This is a genomic window from Flavobacterium zhairuonense (assembly GCF_004352915.1).
Taxonomy (GTDB): Bacteria; Bacteroidota; Bacteroidia; order Flavobacteriales; family Flavobacteriaceae; genus Flavobacterium; species Flavobacterium zhairuonense.
This window is the reverse complement of record NZ_SJSY01000071.1, coordinates 96,298-115,287: the sequence shown is the minus strand read 5'-3', so window position 1 is coordinate 115,287 and position 18,990 is coordinate 96,298. Positions and strand designations below refer to the sequence as shown.

Annotated in this window: 33 protein-coding genes; all 33 read right to left on the bottom strand. The window is 34.9% G+C overall.

What is annotated here, in order from left to right:
• Positions 1-107: 107 nt before the first annotated feature.
• Positions 108-1,217, bottom strand: a complete 1,110-nt coding sequence (carA, locus tag EYY60_RS09490; RefSeq protein ID WP_132989112.1) for a glutamine-hydrolyzing carbamoyl-phosphate synthase small subunit — start codon at positions 1,215-1,217, stop codon at positions 108-110.
• Positions 1,218-1,463: 246 nt separating this feature from the next.
• On the bottom strand, positions 1,464-1,955 hold the full coding sequence (gene rplQ / locus EYY60_RS09485; RefSeq protein ID WP_012022476.1) for a 50S ribosomal protein L17: 492 nt from the start codon (positions 1,953-1,955) through the stop codon (positions 1,464-1,466).
• Positions 1,956-2,017: 62 nt separating this feature from the next.
• Positions 2,018-3,010 (bottom strand): DNA-directed RNA polymerase subunit alpha, encoded by a 993-nt coding sequence (locus EYY60_RS09480; protein WP_008464329.1) that lies wholly within the window; start codon positions 3,008-3,010, stop codon positions 2,018-2,020.
• A 21-nt stretch (positions 3,011-3,031) separates the two neighbouring features.
• Positions 3,032-3,637 carry a 30S ribosomal protein S4 gene (gene rpsD / locus EYY60_RS09475; RefSeq protein ID WP_111364450.1) on the bottom strand — a complete coding sequence of 202 codons (606 nt, stop codon included), beginning with the start codon at positions 3,635-3,637 and terminating at the stop codon, positions 3,032-3,034.
• Positions 3,638-3,729: 92 nt separating this feature from the next.
• A complete protein-coding gene (gene rpsK / locus EYY60_RS09470) occupies positions 3,730-4,113 on the bottom strand; it encodes a 30S ribosomal protein S11 (RefSeq protein ID WP_026727866.1) in 384 nt (127 codons plus the stop codon).
• Positions 4,114-4,121: 8 nt separating this feature from the next.
• On the bottom strand, positions 4,122-4,496 hold the full coding sequence (rpsM, locus tag EYY60_RS09465) for a 30S ribosomal protein S13 (protein WP_026727867.1): 375 nt from the start codon (positions 4,494-4,496) through the stop codon (positions 4,122-4,124).
• A gap of 2 nt (positions 4,497-4,498) precedes the next feature.
• On the bottom strand, positions 4,499-4,615 hold the full coding sequence (gene ykgO, locus EYY60_RS09460) for a type B 50S ribosomal protein L36 (protein WP_002987490.1): 117 nt from the start codon (positions 4,613-4,615) through the stop codon (positions 4,499-4,501).
• Between the two features lie 12 nt (positions 4,616-4,627).
• A complete protein-coding gene (gene infA / locus EYY60_RS09455) occupies positions 4,628-4,843 on the bottom strand; it encodes a translation initiation factor IF-1 (protein WP_026714631.1) in 216 nt (71 codons plus the stop codon).
• Between the two features lie 8 nt (positions 4,844-4,851).
• A complete protein-coding gene (gene secY, locus EYY60_RS09450; RefSeq protein WP_029272054.1) occupies positions 4,852-6,198 on the bottom strand; it encodes a preprotein translocase subunit SecY in 1,347 nt (448 codons plus the stop codon).
• 12 nt (positions 6,199-6,210) lie between these two features.
• On the bottom strand, positions 6,211-6,663 hold the full coding sequence (gene rplO / locus EYY60_RS09445; RefSeq protein WP_026727869.1) for a 50S ribosomal protein L15: 453 nt from the start codon (positions 6,661-6,663) through the stop codon (positions 6,211-6,213).
• An 11-nt stretch (positions 6,664-6,674) separates the two neighbouring features.
• Positions 6,675-6,857, bottom strand: coding sequence for a 50S ribosomal protein L30 (rpmD, locus tag EYY60_RS09440; RefSeq protein WP_026727870.1), 183 nt, complete (start codon positions 6,855-6,857; stop codon positions 6,675-6,677).
• A gap of 12 nt (positions 6,858-6,869) precedes the next feature.
• On the bottom strand, positions 6,870-7,394 hold the full coding sequence (gene rpsE, locus EYY60_RS09435; RefSeq protein ID WP_085949269.1) for a 30S ribosomal protein S5: 525 nt from the start codon (positions 7,392-7,394) through the stop codon (positions 6,870-6,872).
• Positions 7,395-7,397: 3 nt separating this feature from the next.
• Complete coding sequence (rplR, locus tag EYY60_RS09430) at positions 7,398-7,748, bottom strand: 50S ribosomal protein L18 (protein ID WP_026727871.1); 351 nt, start codon at positions 7,746-7,748, stop codon at positions 7,398-7,400.
• Positions 7,749-7,759: 11 nt separating this feature from the next.
• Positions 7,760-8,302, bottom strand: coding sequence for a 50S ribosomal protein L6 (gene rplF, locus EYY60_RS09425; protein ID WP_012022483.1), 543 nt, complete (start codon positions 8,300-8,302; stop codon positions 7,760-7,762).
• A gap of 18 nt (positions 8,303-8,320) precedes the next feature.
• Positions 8,321-8,719, bottom strand: a complete 399-nt coding sequence (gene rpsH, locus EYY60_RS09420) for a 30S ribosomal protein S8 (RefSeq protein ID WP_008464306.1) — start codon at positions 8,717-8,719, stop codon at positions 8,321-8,323.
• 106 nt (positions 8,720-8,825) lie between these two features.
• Positions 8,826-9,095 carry a 30S ribosomal protein S14 gene (rpsN, locus tag EYY60_RS09415; RefSeq protein ID WP_008464305.1) on the bottom strand — a complete coding sequence of 90 codons (270 nt, stop codon included), beginning with the start codon at positions 9,093-9,095 and terminating at the stop codon, positions 8,826-8,828.
• A 3-nt stretch (positions 9,096-9,098) separates the two neighbouring features.
• A complete protein-coding gene (gene rplE / locus EYY60_RS09410; protein ID WP_073418353.1) occupies positions 9,099-9,650 on the bottom strand; it encodes a 50S ribosomal protein L5 in 552 nt (183 codons plus the stop codon).
• Between the two features lie 2 nt (positions 9,651-9,652).
• Positions 9,653-9,967 (bottom strand): 50S ribosomal protein L24, encoded by a 315-nt coding sequence (gene rplX / locus EYY60_RS09405; protein ID WP_026727873.1) that lies wholly within the window; start codon positions 9,965-9,967, stop codon positions 9,653-9,655.
• A gap of 11 nt (positions 9,968-9,978) precedes the next feature.
• A complete protein-coding gene (gene rplN / locus EYY60_RS09400) occupies positions 9,979-10,347 on the bottom strand; it encodes a 50S ribosomal protein L14 (RefSeq protein ID WP_007803649.1) in 369 nt (122 codons plus the stop codon).
• 2 nt (positions 10,348-10,349) lie between these two features.
• Positions 10,350-10,610 carry a 30S ribosomal protein S17 gene (gene rpsQ / locus EYY60_RS09395; RefSeq protein ID WP_008464298.1) on the bottom strand — a complete coding sequence of 87 codons (261 nt, stop codon included), beginning with the start codon at positions 10,608-10,610 and terminating at the stop codon, positions 10,350-10,352.
• 17 nt (positions 10,611-10,627) lie between these two features.
• Complete coding sequence (rpmC, locus tag EYY60_RS09390; protein ID WP_008464297.1) at positions 10,628-10,819, bottom strand: 50S ribosomal protein L29; 192 nt, start codon at positions 10,817-10,819, stop codon at positions 10,628-10,630.
• A 12-nt stretch (positions 10,820-10,831) separates the two neighbouring features.
• Entirely contained in the window at positions 10,832-11,257 is a 426-nt protein-coding gene (gene rplP, locus EYY60_RS09385) for a 50S ribosomal protein L16 (RefSeq protein WP_008464295.1), read from the bottom strand.
• Between the two features lie 19 nt (positions 11,258-11,276).
• The gene (rpsC, locus tag EYY60_RS09380) at positions 11,277-12,035 is read right to left on the bottom strand and encodes a 30S ribosomal protein S3 (protein WP_008464292.1); all 759 of its coding nucleotides are present in this window, start codon (positions 12,033-12,035) and stop codon (positions 11,277-11,279) included.
• A 5-nt stretch (positions 12,036-12,040) separates the two neighbouring features.
• On the bottom strand, positions 12,041-12,454 hold the full coding sequence (rplV, locus tag EYY60_RS09375; protein WP_007803631.1) for a 50S ribosomal protein L22: 414 nt from the start codon (positions 12,452-12,454) through the stop codon (positions 12,041-12,043).
• A 6-nt stretch (positions 12,455-12,460) separates the two neighbouring features.
• Positions 12,461-12,739, bottom strand: coding sequence for a 30S ribosomal protein S19 (gene rpsS, locus EYY60_RS09370; RefSeq protein ID WP_012022488.1), 279 nt, complete (start codon positions 12,737-12,739; stop codon positions 12,461-12,463).
• 6 nt (positions 12,740-12,745) lie between these two features.
• Complete coding sequence (gene rplB / locus EYY60_RS09365; RefSeq protein WP_091496650.1) at positions 12,746-13,570, bottom strand: 50S ribosomal protein L2; 825 nt, start codon at positions 13,568-13,570, stop codon at positions 12,746-12,748.
• Between the two features lie 9 nt (positions 13,571-13,579).
• Positions 13,580-13,870, bottom strand: a complete 291-nt coding sequence (gene rplW / locus EYY60_RS09360; RefSeq protein ID WP_008464286.1) for a 50S ribosomal protein L23 — start codon at positions 13,868-13,870, stop codon at positions 13,580-13,582.
• Between the two features lie 7 nt (positions 13,871-13,877).
• Entirely contained in the window at positions 13,878-14,507 is a 630-nt protein-coding gene (gene rplD / locus EYY60_RS09355) for a 50S ribosomal protein L4 (protein ID WP_132989111.1), read from the bottom strand.
• A complete protein-coding gene (gene rplC / locus EYY60_RS09350; protein WP_132989110.1) occupies positions 14,507-15,124 on the bottom strand; it encodes a 50S ribosomal protein L3 in 618 nt (205 codons plus the stop codon). The genes rplD and rplC overlap by 1 nt, the downstream gene beginning before the upstream one ends.
• A gap of 406 nt (positions 15,125-15,530) precedes the next feature.
• Positions 15,531-15,836, bottom strand: a complete 306-nt coding sequence (gene rpsJ / locus EYY60_RS09345) for a 30S ribosomal protein S10 (protein WP_007803605.1) — start codon at positions 15,834-15,836, stop codon at positions 15,531-15,533.
• A 10-nt stretch (positions 15,837-15,846) separates the two neighbouring features.
• Positions 15,847-18,003, bottom strand: a complete 2,157-nt coding sequence (gene fusA, locus EYY60_RS09340; RefSeq protein WP_026727878.1) for an elongation factor G — start codon at positions 18,001-18,003, stop codon at positions 15,847-15,849.
• Positions 18,004-18,013: 10 nt separating this feature from the next.
• Positions 18,014-18,490, bottom strand: coding sequence for a 30S ribosomal protein S7 (rpsG, locus tag EYY60_RS09335; RefSeq protein WP_026727879.1), 477 nt, complete (start codon positions 18,488-18,490; stop codon positions 18,014-18,016).
• A gap of 24 nt (positions 18,491-18,514) precedes the next feature.
• The gene (gene rpsL / locus EYY60_RS09330) at positions 18,515-18,898 is read right to left on the bottom strand and encodes a 30S ribosomal protein S12 (RefSeq protein WP_007136570.1); all 384 of its coding nucleotides are present in this window, start codon (positions 18,896-18,898) and stop codon (positions 18,515-18,517) included.
• Positions 18,899-18,990: the final 92 nt, after the last annotated feature.

Here is an 18,990-nt window from a genome sequence, read left to right as displayed (position 1 = left end):
TTTGTTTTTTATTAATAAATTATATTTTTTTTTCGAAATTATAAAAATATTTAATACTAAAAACGCATTCTAGTCATTAAACACCTTTATTTATTAACTACATCGTTTTAGGCTTTGCTACTTTTTATGTTCTCTACGAATTGATCAAACAAATATGACGAATCATGTGGCCCTGGACTAGCTTCTGGGTGATATTGAACTGAAAAACAATTTTTATTCTTCATTCTCATTCCCGCAACTGTACCGTCATTTAAATGAACATGAGTAATTTCCAACTCTGGGTGATTCTCTAACTGCTCTCTCTTAACCGCAAAACCGTGATTTTGAGAAGTTATCTCACCTTTACCTGTAATAATATTTTTAACAGGATGGTTAATTCCTCTGTGTCCATTAAACATTTTGTAAGTTTCAACACCATTTGCTAAACCAATTACTTGGTGCCCTAAACAGATTCCGAACAAAGGTTTATTATCCGCTAAAATTTCTTTTGCAACCTGAATTGCTCCGAACAAAGGATCTGGATCTCCAGGTCCATTCGACAAGAAATATCCATCCGGATTAAACTCAGACATATCTTTATAAGTTGAATCGAAAGGATAAACTTTAATATAGCAATCTCTTTTTGCAAGATTTCTCAAGATATTCTTTTTGATACCTAGATCTAAAGCAGAGATTTTATAAGTAGCATTTTCATCACCAACAAAGTATGGTTCCTTAGTCGATACTTTAGAAGCCAACTCCAAACCTTCCATATTTGGAACATTTGCCAATTCTTTCTTCAAATCCTCGATTGAAGTTCCATCTGTACAGATAACCGCATTCATTGCACCATTATCACGAATGTAACTTACAAGTGCACGTGTATCAACATCAGAAATACAGATTAAATTTTGTTTAGCAAAATAATCTTCTAAACTTCCAGATGCATTTGCTCTAGAATAATTAAAACTAAAGTTTTTACAAACTAAACCGGCAATTTTAATACTATCAGATTCAACTTCAGAATCATTAACGCCATAGTTTCCGATATGTGTATTTGTAGCAACCATTATTTGTCCGAAATAAGAAGGATCAGTAAAAATTTCCTGATACCCTGTCATTCCCGTATTAAAACAAACCTCACCGAAAGTTTTACCGCTAATTCCGATAGATTTTCCGTGAAAGATTGTTCCGTCACTAAGTAATAAAATGGCGCTTTGTCGTGTTGTGTATTTCATTATTTAATTTGTATTGTTTTTTAATCAAGTTATAAAACCAATATAAAGGTTTTAAGTATAATTAGATATTTTGCAAATTTACTTCTTTAAAATAGCCCTTCCAAGATTTTTTAAAACTTTCATTCGTAAAAATAAAACCTATCATTTTAAATAAGTTACATTTTTGCAGTTTCAAAAAAATCAAAAAAAAAGGATAAACTAAAAATTAGTTTATCCTTGATTTTTATAGAATGATTACTTTCATAATTATTCAGAAGCTTCTGTAGTCGATTCTGATTCAGCAGCTGGAGCTTCAGGAGCAGTTCCTTCAGCTTTTTTAGCTTTACCACCACGACGGCTTTTAGCTTTTTTAACTTCTTTTTTACCTCCGTTGTAAAGTTCATTGAAGTCAACAAGTTCGATCATCGCCATATCAGCGTTATCTCCCAAACGATTTCCAACTTTAATGATACGAGTGTATCCACCTGGACGGTCACCTACTTTAGCAGCAACATCTCTGAACAAATCAGTTACAGCGTATTTACTACGTAAGTAAGCAAAAACAATACGACGATTGTGAGTCGTATCCTCTTTTGATTTTGTGATTAAAGGCTCAACGAATTGTTTAAGCGCTTTAGCTTTAGCAACAGTAGTATTAATACGTTTGTGCTCGATAAGAGAACAAGCCATATTAGCCAACATAGCTTTTCTATGTCCAGTCTGTCTGCTTAAGTGGTTGATTTTTTTTCCGTGTCTCATGACGTGTTTTTTTTATCTTCATCTTGCTACAATCCACTATGGAGAGCAAAATATGAAGTAAATTATTCTTTATCTAATTTGTATTTAGCTAAATCCATTCCGAAAGTTAAATTCTTCACTGCAACAAGTTCATCAAGTTCAGTTAAAGATTTTTTACCGAAATTACGGAATTTCATTAGGTCATTTTTATTGAAAGATACTAAATCACCAAGTGTATCAACTTCAGCCGCTTTCAAGCAATTTAATGCTCTTACAGATAAATCCATATCAACAAGCTTAGTTTTAAGCAATTGTCTCATATGCAATGACTCTTCATCATACGATTCTGTTTGTGCAATTTCGTCAGCCTCAAGTGTAATTCTTTCGTCAGAAAACAACATGAAATGGTGAATTAAAACTTTAGCAGCTTCAGTAAGAGCATCTTTTGGATTGATTGAACCATCAGTTTTAATTTCAAAAACTAATTTTTCGTAATCTGTTTTTTGCTCTACACGGAAATTTTCGATTGCATATTTTACATTTTTTACCGGAGTAAAAATAGAATCTGTAAAAATTGTTCCAATTGCAGCATTCTGTTTTTTGTTCTCTTCAGCAGGCACGTATCCTCTACCTTTTTCAATTGTTAAATCGAAATTCAATTTGATTTTAGAATCTAAATTACAGATAACAAGGTCTGGATTCAAAACTTGAAAACCTGAAATAAATTTTTGAAAATCACCTGCTGTTAATTGATCTTTACCAGAAACAGAAATAGTAACTGATTCATTATCGATATCTTCAATCTGACGTTTGAAACGTACTTGTTTTAGATTAAGGATAATTTCGGTAACATCCTCAACAACACCTGAAATAGTAGAAAACTCATGATCTACACCTTCGATACGAACAGATGTAATTGCATAACCTTCTAACGCTGAAAGCAAAACTCTTCTAAGTGCATTACCAACTGTCAATCCATAACCAGGTTCTAAAGGTCTAAATTCGAATTTACCTTCAAAATCGGTTGAATCGATCATGATAACTTTATCGGGCTTTTGAAAATTAAATATTGCCATAAATTTCGACTAAGTCAATTATTATTTGTTGTACAACTCTACGATTAATTGTTCTTTAATGTTTTCTGGAATTTGAAGTCTCGCAGGTACAGAAACAAAAGTTCCTTCTTTAAGATCATTATTCCAAGTAATCCATTCATAAACATGACTTGAATTTGATAAAGAACGTTCGATAGCTTCTAAAGATTTAGATTTTTCACGAACTGCAACTTTATCACCAGGCTTAAGGTGGTAAGAAGGAATATTAACAACCTCTCCATTTACAGTAATGTGTCTGTGAGAAACGATTTGACGCGCACCTCTTCTAGATGGAGCAATTCCCATTCTAAAAACAACATTATCTAATCTTGCTTCGCATAATTGTAATAATACTTCACCAGTAACACCTTTAGTTGCTGATGCTTTTTCGAATAAATTTCTGAATTGTTTTTCTAAAATTCCGTAAGAATATTTAGCTTTTTGCTTTTCCATTAACTGAACAGCATACTCAGATTTTTTTCCTCTTTTTTTAGCCATCCCGTGTTGTCCAGGTGGATAATTTCTTTTTTCGAAAGATCTATCATCTCCGAAGATTGCCTCGCCAAATTTACGAGCGATTTTGGTTTTAGGACCAGTATATCTTGCCATTTTAAAAAAAATTTTAAGGTAGAAATTATGAATTCAGGTCTAATCCTTCGATAATCTATGTTCTACCTTGTTTATACTATAAAAATAAAAAATTAAACTCTACGTCTTTTTGGAGGACGACATCCGTTGTGTGGCATTGGAGTAACATCGATAATTTCAGTAACTTCAATTCCACCGTTATGAATAGAACGGATAGCAGACTCACGTCCGTTACCTGGTCCTTTTACATAAACTTTCACTTTTTTAAGTCCTGCCTCAAGTGCTACTTTAGCGCAATCTTCTGCTGCCATTTGAGCTGCATACGGAGTATTCTTTTTAGAACCTCTGAAACCCATTTTACCAGCTGAAGACCAAGAGATAACTTCACCTTTCTTATTAGTCAAAGAAATAATAATGTTATTAAAAGTGGCAGAAATATGAGCCTCACCCGTTGATTCAACGATAACTTTACGTTTTTTTGCAGTTGCTTTAGCCATATTACTTATTATTTAGTTGCTTTTTTCTTGTTAGCAACAGTTTTTCTTTTACCTTTTCTTGTTCTTGAGTTGTTTTTAGTTCTTTGCCCTCTTAAAGGAAGACCAGATCTATGACGAATACCTCTGTAACATCCAATATCCATTAAACGTTTAATGTTTAAAGAAATTTCAGAACGTAATTCTCCTTCAATTTTGTAAAATGAAACAGCATCACGAATTGCTCCGATCTCGTCATCATTCCAATCTTGAACTTTTTTATCTTGGCTTACTTGAGCTTTTTCTAAAATCTCAATAGCTCTACTTTTTCCTAATCCGAAGATGTAGGTAAGTGCAATAACACCTCTTTTGTTTTTTGGGATATCTACCCCTGCTATTCTTGCCATAATTATCCTTGTCTTTGTTTAAATCTAGGATTCTTTTTGTTTATAACGTATAGTCTCCCTTTTCTACGCACGATAATGCACTCGGCACTTCTCTTTTTTACTGATGCTCTAACTTTCATAGTAATTATCTTTTAATATCGATAAGTAATTCTTGCTTTTGACAAATCGTAAGGGCTCATTTCCAATTTCACTTTATCACCAGGTAATAATTTGATGTAATGCATTCGCATTTTACCAGAAATATGAGCAATTACAACGTGTCCATTTTCTAACTCTACACGGAACATCGCATTTGATAACGCTTCGATGATTGATCCGTCTTGTTCTATTGCTGATTGTTTTGCCATAAATAATATTAAGCTACCGCTTTTCTATTTTTACCAGTCTTCATTAAACCATCATAATGTTTGTTTAACAAGTATGAATTGATTTGTTGAATAGTGTCTATTGCAACTCCAACCATAATTATTAATGAGGTACCTCCAAAAAACATTGCCCAAGATTGTTGTACATCCATAATACTTACAACAATAGCTGGGAACACAGCAATCAAAGCAAGGAATAAAGATCCTGGGAAAGTTATTAAAGACATCACTTTATCTAGGAAGTCTGAAGTTTCAGCACCCGGACGAACTCCAGGAATAAAACCACCACTTCTTTTCAAATCATCAGCCATTTTGTTAGTAGGAACAGTAATTGCAGTATAGAAAAATGTAAATACAATAATTAAAGTTGCAAATACAAAATTATACCAAAAACCGAACATATTACTAAATGCTCCAACAATAGATTGTGATGTATCTGATTTTGATAATCCAGCTACAGCCGCAGGTATAAACATAATTGCCTGAGCAAAAATGATTGGCATAACTCCAGAAGCATTAAGCTTAAGAGGAATCCATTGTCTATTACCACCTGCCAAATCCTGCTCGTAGTCACCAGTTGTTGTACGACGTGCGTATTGAACCGGAATTCTACGTACTGCCATTGTAAGCAATACACAAGAAATAATTACTAATAACCATACAATAATCTCAATGGCCATTAACATTAAGCCTCCAGTGTTGTTTGTAACTACAGACTTAAATTCTTGCATAAAAGCTTGTGGTAAACGAGCTAAAATACCAACCATAATCAATAATGAAATTCCATTTCCAATACCTTTATCAGTAATTTTTTCACCAAGCCACATAGCAAAAATTGTACCAGTAACTAAAATGATTACAGAAGAGAATAAAAACTCAGGTGAGTTAAAGCCTAGTAGAAAAGCACTACCAGGCAATGTTCTGTATAAATTGTAGATATAAGTTGGACCTTGAACCAATGTAATAGCAATAGTTAACCAACGTGTAATTTGATTAATCTTTTTTCTACCACTCTCTCCATCATTTTGAAGTTTTTGCAAATAAGGAATCGCAATTCCCATTAACTGTACAACAATAGATGCAGAAATATAAGGCATAATTCCTAAAGCAAAAACTGAAGCTTTAGAGAAAGCACCTCCGGTGAACATGTCTAGGATAGATCCTAAACCATTTTTAGTTTGTCCTGCTAACCCCATCAATTGAGTTGCGTCAATTCCAGGAAGCGTAACGTGTGCTCCAAAACGATATACTAAAAGTAATCCTAAAGTAATTAGAATTCTATTCTTTAGTTCTTCGATTTTCCAAACATTGCTAATTGATTCAATAAATTTCTTCATACAATAGAAAAATTATATTGTTACAGCCTCTCCACCAGCAGCTTCGATAGCAGCTTTTGCAGTAGCAGTAAATTTGTGAGCAGTTACTTTTAATTTTGCTTTCAATTCTCCTCTTCCTAAAATCTTAACGATTTCATTCTTAGAAGCTAGACGGTTAGCTACGAAATCTGTCATAGAAACAGAATCAGTAATCACACCTTTGTCTACCAATAATTGAAGCGTATCTAAATTAACACCTTCGTATTCTTTACGATTGATGTTTGTGAAACCAAACTTAGGTACACGTCTTTGAAGTGGCATTTGCCCTCCTTCAAAACCAATCTTTTTTGAGTAACCAGATCGAGATTTTGCTCCTTTGTGACCTCTTGCAGCAGTGCCACCTTTTCCAGAACCTTCTCCTCTACCTAATCTTTTATTTTGATTGTGCGTTGATCCTTCAGCAGGTTGTAAGTTACTTAAATTCATAACAGTATTTGTTATTTAGCTTCTTCTACAGAAACTAAGTGTTTAACTTTGTTTATCATACCAAGGATAGCAGGATTTGAATCATGCTCCACAACTTGTCCAATTTTACGTAGACCTAAAGCCTCTAAACCTCTCTTTTGAGAAAGAGGGCAGTTGATTTTGCTTCTTACTTGTTTTACTAATAATTTAGCCATAATTTCCTTGAATTAACCTTTAAAAACTTTTTCTAAAGAAACACCTCTTTGTTTTGCAACAGTGTGAGCGCTTCTCATTTGTAATAAAGCATCAAAAGTTGCTTTCACTACGTTATGAGGATTTGATGATCCTTGAGATTTAGATAATACGTCGTGAATACCTACTGATTCAAGAACTGAACGAACAGCTCCACCAGCAATAACTCCTGTACCATGAGAAGCAGGAATTAAGAATACACGTGCACCACCAAATTTACCTTTTTGTTCGTGAGGAACAGATTGACCATTCAAAGGAATTCTCACCAAGTTTTTCTTAGCATCTTCTACTGCTTTCGCAATTGCTTCAGAAACATCTTTAGATTTTCCTAATCCGTGACCAACTACTCCATTTTCATCACCTACAACTACAATAGCAGAAAAACCGAAAGCTCTACCTCCTTTTGTAACTTTAGTAACACGATTAACACTAACTAGACGATCTTTAAGTTCAAGACCACTAGGTTTTACCAATTCTACATTTTTGTATTTAGACATAATATATTAGAATTTAAGTCCAGCGGCTCTTGCGCCTTCTGCTAATGATTTAATACGACCGTGATATAAATATCCACCTCTATCAAAAGTGATAGTATCTATCCCAGCTTTTAACGCTTTCTCTGCAACTAGTTTTCCAACAGCAGCAGCGATTTCAACGTTAGTACCTTTTCCTATTTCTTTTTCTCTTGAAGATGCAGCTAATATAGTAACTCCATTTACATCATCAATAATTTGAGCGTAAATTTCTTTATTACTTCTAAAAACAGAAAGTCTAGGTCTTGCAGCAGTACCACTAACCGATTTTCTAATTCTGAATTTAATTCTCTGTCTTCTTTCAGATTTTGTTAATGACATAATCTTATATTTTAAGCTGATTTACCTGCTTTTCTTCTTAATACTTCACCCACAAATTTAACACCTTTACCTTTATATGGCTCTGGCTTACGGAAACCTCTGATTTTCGCAGCAACTTGACCTAAAAGTTGTTTATCAAATGATGTTAATTTTACGATAGGGTTCTTACCTTTTTCAGATATTGTTTCTAAAGATACTTCTGGAGCAATTTCCAAAACAATATTGTGAGAATATCCAAGAGCTAAATCTAATTTTTGACCTTGGTTTGAAGCTCTATAACCAACTCCAACTAATTCTAGTTCTTTTGTGAAACCTTCAGATACACCAACAACCATATTACTGATCAAAGATCTGAATAATCCGTGTTTTGCTCTATGGTCTTTATGATCAGACGATCTTTCTACTAAAACTTGATCGCCTTCAACAGTTACATTTACGTCCGAAAACTCTTGTACTAGTTGACCTTTTTTTCCTTTTACTGTAATAATACCGTCTTTAACTTCTACAGTTACACCAGCAGGGATTACAATTGGGCTTTTACCTATTCTTGACATCTTATCTAGTGTTTAAAATTAGTATACGTAACAAATTACTTCACCACCTACATTTAATTGCTTAGCTTGTTTGCCAGTCATCAAACCTTTTGATGTAGAAACAATAGCAATTCCTAATCCGTTAAGGATTCTTGGTAATTTTGCAGCACCTGCGTACTTACGTAAACCAGGTTTACTAATTCTTTGGATATCTTTGATTACAGGCTCTTTAGTATCTTTATCATACTTTAAAGCAATTTTGATAGAACCTTGAACTGTGTTCTGCTCAAATTTGTAACTTAAGATATAACCTTGATCAAATAAGATCTTAGTTATCTCTTTTTTAAGATTAGATGCTGGAATTTCAACAACTTTGTGGTTTGCAGCCACAGCGTTACGAACTCTAGTCAAATAATCTGCAATAGGATCTGTATACATATGTATTTGATTGCGATTATGGTTTTCGGGAGATACTCATCTCCCGAACCTTTAATCAATTAAAAATTATTTTTTTGGTTTGCAAAAGTAATAACTTATTGCCAGATTACCAAGATGCTTTTTTCACACCAGGAATTAATCCATTGTTAGCCATTTCACGGAAAGTTACACGTGAAATACCGAATTGACGGATGTAACCTCTAGGTCTACCTGTTAATTTACAACGATTGTGTAAACGAACTGGTGAAGCATTTTTAGGCAATCTTTGTAAACCTTCGTAGTCTCCAGCTTCTAATAAAGCTTTTCTCTTCTCAGCATACTTAGCTACCGTTTTCTCTCTTTTCACCTCGCGGGCTTTCATTGATTCTTTAGCCATGTCTTAATTCTTTTTAAAAGGTAATCCTAATTCAGCCAATAATGACTTTGCTTCCTTGTCTGTTTTTGCAGTAGTAACAAAAGTAATATCCATTCCTGAAATTTTGTTTACTTTGTCAATATCAATTTCTGGGAAAATGATTTGCTCTAAAACTCCAAGATTGTAGTTACCTCTTCCGTCGAATCCAGTAGCTTTAATACCACCAAAATCTCTAACACGTGGCAAAGCAGAAGTGATAAGTCTATCTAAAAACTCATACATTCTTTCTCCACGTAAAGTAACTTTTGCTCCAATAGGCATTCCTTTTCTCAATTTGAAAGACGCAACGTCTTTTTTAGAGATTGTAGAAACTGCTTTTTGTCCAGTGATCTTTGTCAACTCATCAACTGCATAGTCAATAAGTTTTTTATCAGATACAGCTGCACCAACTCCACGGCTCAAAACGATTTTTTCAAGTTTAGGAACTTGCATCACGTTTGTATATCCGAACTCTTCTTTAAGAGCAGCGATTACTCTACTCTTATATTCTTCTTTTAGTCTAGGTGTATATGCCATTACTATAGTACTTGATTAGATTTTTTTGAAAATCTTACTTTCTTATCTCCTTCTACTCTAATACCTACTCTAGTTGTTTCCTTAGTTTTAGGATCAATTAAAGCAATGTTAGAAATTTGAATAGAAGCTTCTTTCTTAACGATACCACCTTGAGGGTTTTTAGCACTTGGTTTAGTATGTTTAGAAACCATGTTTACACCTTCAACGATCGCTTTGTTTTTTTCACGGTAAACACGTAAAACTTTACCTTCAGCACCTTTATGGTCTCCAGCAATAACTCTTACGATATCTCCTGATTTTATTTTTAGCTTTATCATCTTAAAACGAATTAAAGCACTTCTGGTGCTAATGATACAATTTTCATGAATTGTTTTTCACGAAGTTCTCTTGCTACCGGACCAAAAACACGAGTCCCTCTCATTTCACCTGCAGCGTTCAAAAGAACACATGCATTGTCATCGAAACGGATATAAGAACCATCAGCTCTTCTCACTTCTTTTTTAGTACGTACAACAACTGCAGTTGAAACAGCTCCTTTTTTCACGTTTCCGTTTGGAGTTGCATCTTTGATAGAAACTACAATTTTGTCACCAACAGAGGCATATCTTCTTTTAGTACCTCCTAAAACACGAATAGTTAAAACTTCTTTAGCTCCCGTGTTATCTGCTACTTTTAGTCTTGATTCTTGTTGTACCATAATTATTTAGCTCTTTCTAAGATTTCAACTAATCTCCAACATTTTGTTTTACTTAAAGGACGCGTTTCGCTAATTCTTACAGTATCTCCAATGTTACAGTCGTTTTTTTCGTCGTGTGCAACATATTTCTTTGTTTTCAACACGAACTTACCGTATAATGGGTGTTTTACTTTTCTTACTTCAGAAATAACGATAGATTTATCCATCTTATTTGAAGTAACAACACCTATTCTTTCTTTTCTTAAATTTCTTTTTTCTTCCATCTTTCAGCAGAATACAATTATTGTAACTCTCTTTTAGTTAACTCAGTAGCCAATCTAGCAACTGTTCTTCTTACACTTCTAATTTGAAGTGGGTTTGCAATTGGAGAAATAGCGTGAGCCATTTTCAGGTCAGCATATACTTTCTTAGTTTGACTAAGCTTTTCTTGCAACTCCGCTGCAGAAAGATCTTTTATTTCTGATTGTTTCATAATAAATATAAATTATGCTTCGAAATCTCTAGCAACGACGAACTTAGTTTTTACTGGAAGTTTTTGAGCTGCAAGACGTAAAGCCTCTTTTGCAACTGACAATGGAACCCCTCCAACTTCAAACATAATTCTTCCTGGTTTAACAACAGCAGCCCAATATTCAACTGCTCCTTTACCTTTACCCATACGTACTTCAAGAGGCTTCTTAGTGATAGGTTTGTCTGGGAAAATTTTGATCCACAATTGTCCTTCTCTCTTCATGTAACGAGTTGCAGCGATACGTGCAGCTTCGATTTGACGAGAAGTTAAGAACATTCCATCTTCATGCACAGATTTAATTCCAAACATTCCATTTGAAAGTTCATGCCCTCTTTGAGAGTTACCTTTCATTCTACCTTTTTGTACCTTACGGTATTTTGTTCTTTTAGGCTGTAACATTTTTCTTTAGTTTAAAAATTTACTTTCTTTTACGAGCATCTGGTTTACCGCCTTTGTTAAAGTTAGATTTGCCTCTAGGAGCATCTCCACCTTTACCACCACCTGTACCAGATTGTTTTTTGTCCATTCCAGCAAGCGGAGAAAGCTCTCTCTTACCGTAAACTTCACCTTTCATGATCCATACTTTGATACCCATTCTACCGTAAGTAGTGTGAGCTTCAGCCAAAGCATAATCAATGTCAGCTCTGAAAGTTGATAGAGGAATTCTACCTTCTTTGAAACCTTCTGAACGCGCCATCTCTGCACCATTCAAACGACCAGAAATCAAAACTTTGATACCTTCAGCGTTCATACGCATAGAAGCAGCAATAGCCATTTTGATTGCACGTCTGTAAGAAATACGGCTTTCGATTTGACGAGCGATGCTTGTAGCCACAAGATAAGCATCTAGCTCAGGTCTTTTAATTTCAAAGATGTTAATTTGAACCTCTTTGTCAGTAACTTTCTTAAGTTCTTCTTTCAACTTGTCTACCTCTTGTCCACCTTTTCCGATAATGATACCAGGTCTAGCAGTAGTGATAGTAACGGTTACAAGTTTCAAAGTTCTCTCGATGATTACTTTAGATACACTAGCTTTTGATAAACGAGCGTGGATATACTTTCTGATTTTGTGATCTTCAGCTAATTTATCGCCGTAATCATTTCCACCATACCAGTTTGAGTCCCATCCTCTGATGATACCAAGTCTATTTCCAATTGGATTTGTCTTTTGTCCCATGCTGCTTAAGAATTGCTTTGTGTGTTATTGATAGCTCCAAGCACGATTGTAACGTGATTAGAACGTTTTCTTATTCTGTGTGCACGACCTTGTGGAGCTGGACGAAGTCTTTTCAACATCATTCCACCATCTACTCTGATCTCTTTAACAAATAATCCAGCTTCTTCTAAATTACCTTCACTATTTTTTTGCTCCCAGTTGTTGATTGCAGATAATAATAGTTTTTCTAATTTTCTTGAAGCTTCTTTAGAACTGAATCTTAAAATGTTAAGTGCTCTTTCTACCTTCTGACCTCTTACCAAGTCCGCTACTAAGCGCATTTTTCTAGGTGAAGTAGGGCAGTTATTCAATTTTGCGAAAGCGATAGACTTATTAGCCTCTTTTCTCGCATCTGCTGTTTCTCTTTTACGAACTCCCATTGCTTCTTATTTTTTACCTTTATTTTTTGCTCCAGCATGACCTCTAAAAGATCTAGTTGGCGAAAATTCTCCTAATTTGTGACCTACCATGTTTTCTGTTACGTAAACTGGTACAAATTGACGACCGTTATGAACTGCGATAGTTTGTCCAACGAAATCTGGAGTAATCATTGAAGCTCTAGACCAAGTCTTTACTACTGAATTTTTACCACTCTCTACGTTTTCTTGAACTTTCTTATCTAATTTATAATGAACGAAAGGTCCTTTTTTTAATGAACGTGCCATATCTTATTATTTCTTTCTACGTTCTACGATATACTTGTTACTCGGGTTTTTCTTAGAACGAGTTCTGTAACCTTTAGCTGGCAATCCTTTTCTTGAACGTGGATGCCCTCCAGAAGAACGTCCTTCACCACCTCCCATAGGGTGATCAACTGGGTTCATCGCTACTGGTCTAGTTCTAGGTCTTCTTCCTAACCATCTTGTTCTACCTGCTTTTCCAGACACAACTAATTGGTGGTCAGAATTAGAAACAGCTCCAATTGTAGCCGAACATGTCAACAAGATCAATCTTGTCTCACCAGATGGCATTTTAATTGTTGCATATTTCCCGTCTCTTGCCATTAACTGAGCAAAAGTTCCAGCTGAACGAGCAATAACAGCTCCTTGTCCTGGACGTAACTCAATACAAGATATAACAGTTCCAAGAGGAATTCTGCTTAAAGGTAATGTATTACCGATTTCTGGTTGAGACTCTGGTCCAGAAACTAATTTCTGCCCAACTTTCAATCCATTTTGTGCGATAATATAAGTTTTCTCTCCATCAGCATAAGCTAATAAAGCGATAAACGCAGTACGATTTGGATCGTATTCGATTGATTTCACTGTAGCTGGAATTCCATCTTTAGTTCTTTTGAAATCAATAATACGATATCTCTGCTTGTGACCACCACCCGTATAACGCATGGTCATCTTTCCTTGACTATTTCTACCTCCAGAGTTTTTTATCGGCGCTATCAAAGAGCGTTCCGGCTTATCAGTTGTAATGGCGTCATAACCATTCACAACTCTAAATCGCTGACCTGGGGTAATAGGTTTTAATTTTCTTACTGACATTTTTCTATCTTAGATATTGTTGTAAAAATCAATTGTTTCTCCTTCTTGTACTTGAACAATTGCTTTTTTGTATGCATTTGTCTTTCCACTGATTAAACCACTTTTAGTGTATTTAGTAGATCTATCTGGTCTCACATTCATTGTGTTAACAGAAACGATAGTTACTCCATAAGCAGCTTCAACAGCTTTCTTAATCTCAACTTTGTTTGCTTTTTTGTTAACAACGAATCCGAAGCGGTTTAGAACTTCACTTTCTTTGGTTACTTTTTCTGTTACTATAGGTCTAATAATGATGCTCATATTCCTATTATTTACTTAAATTTTCTTCAATTAACTCTAAAGAACCTTCCAAAAGCACTAAATTATTAGCGTTTAATATTGCGTAAGTGCTTAATTCTGAGCTAGTTACGACATTTGAAGCCTTTAAATTACGTGACGACAAATATACATTTTTATTTGACTCGCCCAATACAAATAAAGATTTTTTATTCTCTAACCCTAAAGCTTTCAAAACGTTAATGAAATTTTTAGTGTTTGGCACTTCAAAATTAAAGTCTTCAAGAACTACAATATTTGACTCTTTTGCTTTAATTGAGAAAGCTGATTTTCTAGCCAATCTTTTCAAGTTTTTATTCAACTTAAATGAATAACTTCTTGGTCTTGGTCCGAAAACTGTTCCTCCACCTTTAAACAAAGGATTCTTAACACTTCCTGCACGAGCAGTACCAGTTCCTTTTTGTTTTTTAATCTTACGAGTACTTCCAGTTACTTCAGCTCTTTCTTTAGCTTTATGAGTACCTTGTCTTTGATTAGCAAGATATTGCTTAACATCAAGATATACTGCGTGATTGTTTGGTTCAATTGCGAATACTGAATCAGAAAGTTGAACTTTTCTTCCAGTATCTTTTCCGTTGAAATCTAATACTTTTACTTCCATTACTTCTGAATGATTACGTAAGAGTTTTTGTGTCCTGGAATACATCCTTTAACAACAAGTAGGTTCTTTTCAGCAACTACTTTTAAAACTCTAAGGTTTTGAACTTTTACATTTTCTCCTCCCATTCTTCCAGCCATACGCATTCCTTTGAATACTCTAGATGGATAAGAAGAAGCTCCTACAGAACCTGGCGCTCTTAAACGGTTGTGCTGACCATGAGTAGCTTGTCCAACACCACCAAAACCGTGACGTTTAACAACACCCTGGAAACCTTTACCTTTAGACACACCTTGTACGTCTACAAATTCTCCTTCTACAAAAATTGTAACATCAATAAGATCTCCTAATTTTTGTTCAGTTGCGAAATCTTGGAATTCAACGACTTTTTTCTTAGCAACAGTTCCAGCTTTTTTAAAGTGCCCTAAAGCAGCTTTAGTAGAATGTTTCTCGTTTTTGTCATCGAAACCAAGTTGCAACGCTTCATACCCGTCAACCTCGTTGGTTCTGACTTGGGTAACAACGCATGGTCCAGCTTCGATTACTGTACAAGGAATGTTTTTCCCGTTTTCATCAAAAATACTAGTCATGCCGATTTTCTTACCAATTAACCCAGACATAAATATTAATTATTAATTACTAAAATTCCCTTCAATTTGAAAATAACAGAAATTTCCAAACAGGGAGTGCAAAAGTAGTTATTAAAATTGAATATACCAAACAGTTACAAAAATTAAATCGCTCATAATCAAAATCCAAGCTCAAAACCGACATCAAAAACAGCCCTTTTTATTCCAAATTTTGATCTTATTTGTTCCCCTTACAAACAAACAACGCTTAACAATTAATTAATAAAATCACAACAAAAAAGTCTCGCATCACTTTAAAACAAAGGCATTTAAAGAAATTTAGAAAAAAAATTTCAAACTTAAAATCCCGCAAAAACATGCAACGAAAGGTATTTCTGCAAACAAAAAAAAGCGAGACATTTCTGACTCGCTTTTTATATAAAAAAATATAAAAAAATTATACTTTTATCTCTACTTCAACACCACTTGGCAATTCAAGTTTCATTAAAGCATCAATAGTTTTAGATGAAGATGAATAAATATCAATCAATCTCTTGTATGACATTACTTCAAATTGCTCTCTCGCTTTTTTGTTAACGTGCGGAGAACGTAATACAGTGAAAAGTTTTTTGTGAGTTGGCAACGGAATTGGACCTGTTACAACCGCTCCAGTAGTTTTTACTGTTTTTACGATCTTTTCAGCAGATTTATCTACCAACATGTGATCGTAAGATTTTAGTTTTATTCTGATTTTTTGACTCATTTTCTTAAAATTAAGCGTTACCTTTTGCTTTTTTGATTACCTCTTCTGAAATATTAGAAGGTGTCTCTGCATAGTGAGAGAACTCCATTGTTGAAGTAGCTCTACCAGAAGATAATGTTCTTAATGTAGTTACATAACCAAACATTTCTGATAAAGGCACATCAGCTTTGATAGTCTTAGCACCATTTCTATCACCCATGTCATTCACTTGACCTCTACGACGGTTCAAGTCACCTACGATATCACCCATGTTTTCTTCAGGAGTAATAACTTCGATTTTCATGATTGGCTCAAGAATAACAGCTCCAGCAGCACGTCCAGATTCTTTATAACCCATTCTAGCAGCTAATTCAAAAGAAAGAGCATCAGAATCCACAGGGTGGAAAGATCCGTCTAATAAAGTTACTTTCAAACTATCAACAGCATATCCAGCTAATGGACCTGTTTTCATAGCCTCACGGAAACCTTTTTCAACAGCAGGGATATATTCTTTAGGAACGTTACCACCTTTTACCTCATTTACGAACTGTAATCCAACTGGAACTTTACCATCAACTTCGTCAGCAGGCTCGATTCTAAATACAATATCACCGAATTTACCACGACCTCCAGATTGTTTTTTGTAAGTTTCTCTATGTTGAGCAGATTTAGTAAACGCCTCTTTGTACTCAACTTGTGGCTCACCTTGGTTAACCTCTACTTTAAACTCACGTTTCATACGATCAACTAAGATATCCAAGTGAAGCTCACCCATACCAGAAATAATAGTTTGACCTGAAGCCTCATCAGTTCTTACAGTAAATGTTGGATCCTCTTCAGCTAATTTAGCCAAAGCCATACCCATTTTATCAACGTCAGCTTTAGTTTTAGGCTCAATAGCAATACCAATTACTGGCTCTGGGAACTTCATAGATTCCAAGATAATTGGGTGCTTCTCGTCAGATAAAGTATCTCCAGTTTTGATATCTTTAAATCCTACAGCAGCTCCAATATCTCCAGCCTCAATAAATTCGATTGGATTTTGTTTGTTAGCGTGCATTTGGTAAATACGAGAAATTCTCTCTTTGTTACCAGAACGAGTATTTAAAACATAAGAACCAGCATCTAAACGCCCAGAGTAAGCACGGAAGAAAGCTAAACGACCTACGAATGGGTCAGTAGCAATTTTAAATGCTAAAGCAGCGAACGGCTCTTTTACATCTGGTCTACGAATGATCTTAGTTTGATCTTCTTCTAATAATTCAGCATCATCAGGGTGAATTCCCTCAATACCTTCTTTATCTAATGGAGATGGCAAATATTTACAAACTGCATCCAACATAAATTGAACACCTTTGTTTTTGAAAGAAGAACCAGCAAGCATAGGAATGATCGCCATATCAATAGTAGCCGCTCTTAAAGCGTTGTTGATTTCTTCTTCAGTAATAGAATTTTCATCTTCCATGTACTTATCCAAAAGATTTTCATCATAAGTTGCAATCTCTTCGATAAGAATAGAACGATAATGCTTAACATCATCAACCATATCAGCTGGGATATCTACAACGTCAAAAGTAGCTCCTTGAGTTTCATCATGCCATACGATAGCTTGATTTTTAACTAAGTCCACAATACCTTTAAAATCTGCTTCATCACCAATAGGCAAAGTAATTGCAACCGCATTTGATTTCAACATATCTTTAACCTGTCCGCATACAGCTAAAAAGTTAGCACCTTGACGGTCCATTTTATTTACGAATCCCATACGAGGAACTCTATATTGATCAGCAAGTCTCCAGTTAGTTTCTGATTGAGGCTCAACACCATCAACAGCACTAAATAAGAAAACTAAACCATCAAGTACACGTAAAGAACGGTTTACCTCTACAGTAAAGTCAACGTGTCCAGGAGTATCAATAATATTAAAGTGGTATGGTAATGATTCTGGAATAACTTTACCTTGTACAGTTGGAAAGTTCCAAGTACAAGTTGTAGCAGCAGAAGTAATTGTAATACCCCTTTCTTGCTCTTGAGCCATCCAGTCCATTGTTGCAGCACCATCGTGCACCTCACCAATTTTATGTGACTTTCCAGTATAAAAAAGAATACGCTCAGTTGTTGTTGTCTTACCAGCATCAATGTGAGCAGCGATTCCGATATTTCTTGTATATTTTAAATCTCTAGCCATTTCTTACGAATTAAAATCTAAAGTGAGAGAATGCTTTGTTAGCTTCTGCCATTTTGTGAGTATCCATTCTTTTCTTAACCGCAGCACCTTCTTCTTTAGCAGCAGCTAAACACTCTGAAGCTAAACGTTGTGCCATAGATTTTTCATTTCTTCTTCTAGAATAAAGTATTAACCACTTCATTGCCATAGAAATTTTTCTGTCTGGACGAATTTGCATTGGGATTTGGAATGTAGCTCCACCAACTCTACGGCTACGTACTTCTACGTGAGGCATAACGTTTGTTAAAGCATCTTTCCAGATCTCTAATGAAGTCTTCTCATCATTTTGCTTTTTAGTTTCAATGATATCTATAGCATCATAAAATACTTTAAAAGCTGTAGATTTCTTACCATCCCACATTAAGTTGTTCACAAAACGTGTTACTAATTGGTCGTTAAACCTTGGATCCGGTAAAAGTGGTCTTTTCTTTGCCGCTCTTTTTCTCATGTCTTTTTCTTAAAAGTTTTTAAATTACTTTTTTGCTTCTTTTGGGCGTTTAGCACCGTACTTAGATCTTCTTTGCGTTCTTCCTGCAACACCTGACGTATCAAGCGCTCCACGAACGATGTGATATCTAACACCTGGTAAATCTTTTACCCTTCCACCTCGCACTAATACTATCGAGTGCTCTTGTAGATTGTGTCCTTCTCCTGGGATGTAAGCATTCACCTCATTACCATTTGTCAAACGTACACGCGCAACTTTACGCATTGCAGAGTTTGGTTTTTTTGGCGTAGTAGTGTAAACACGCGTACAAACCCCTCTTCTTTGAGGACAAGAATCTAAAGCAACCGATTTACTCTTCTTAGTGATCTGAGTTCTTCCTGTTCTTACTAATTGTTGAATTGTTGGCATAATTAATACTAAAAATTATTATGTTTATTAAATTCCCGCTTTTTACGGGGTTGCAAATGTATAAAATATTTTTCACTATACAAACGTTAAAT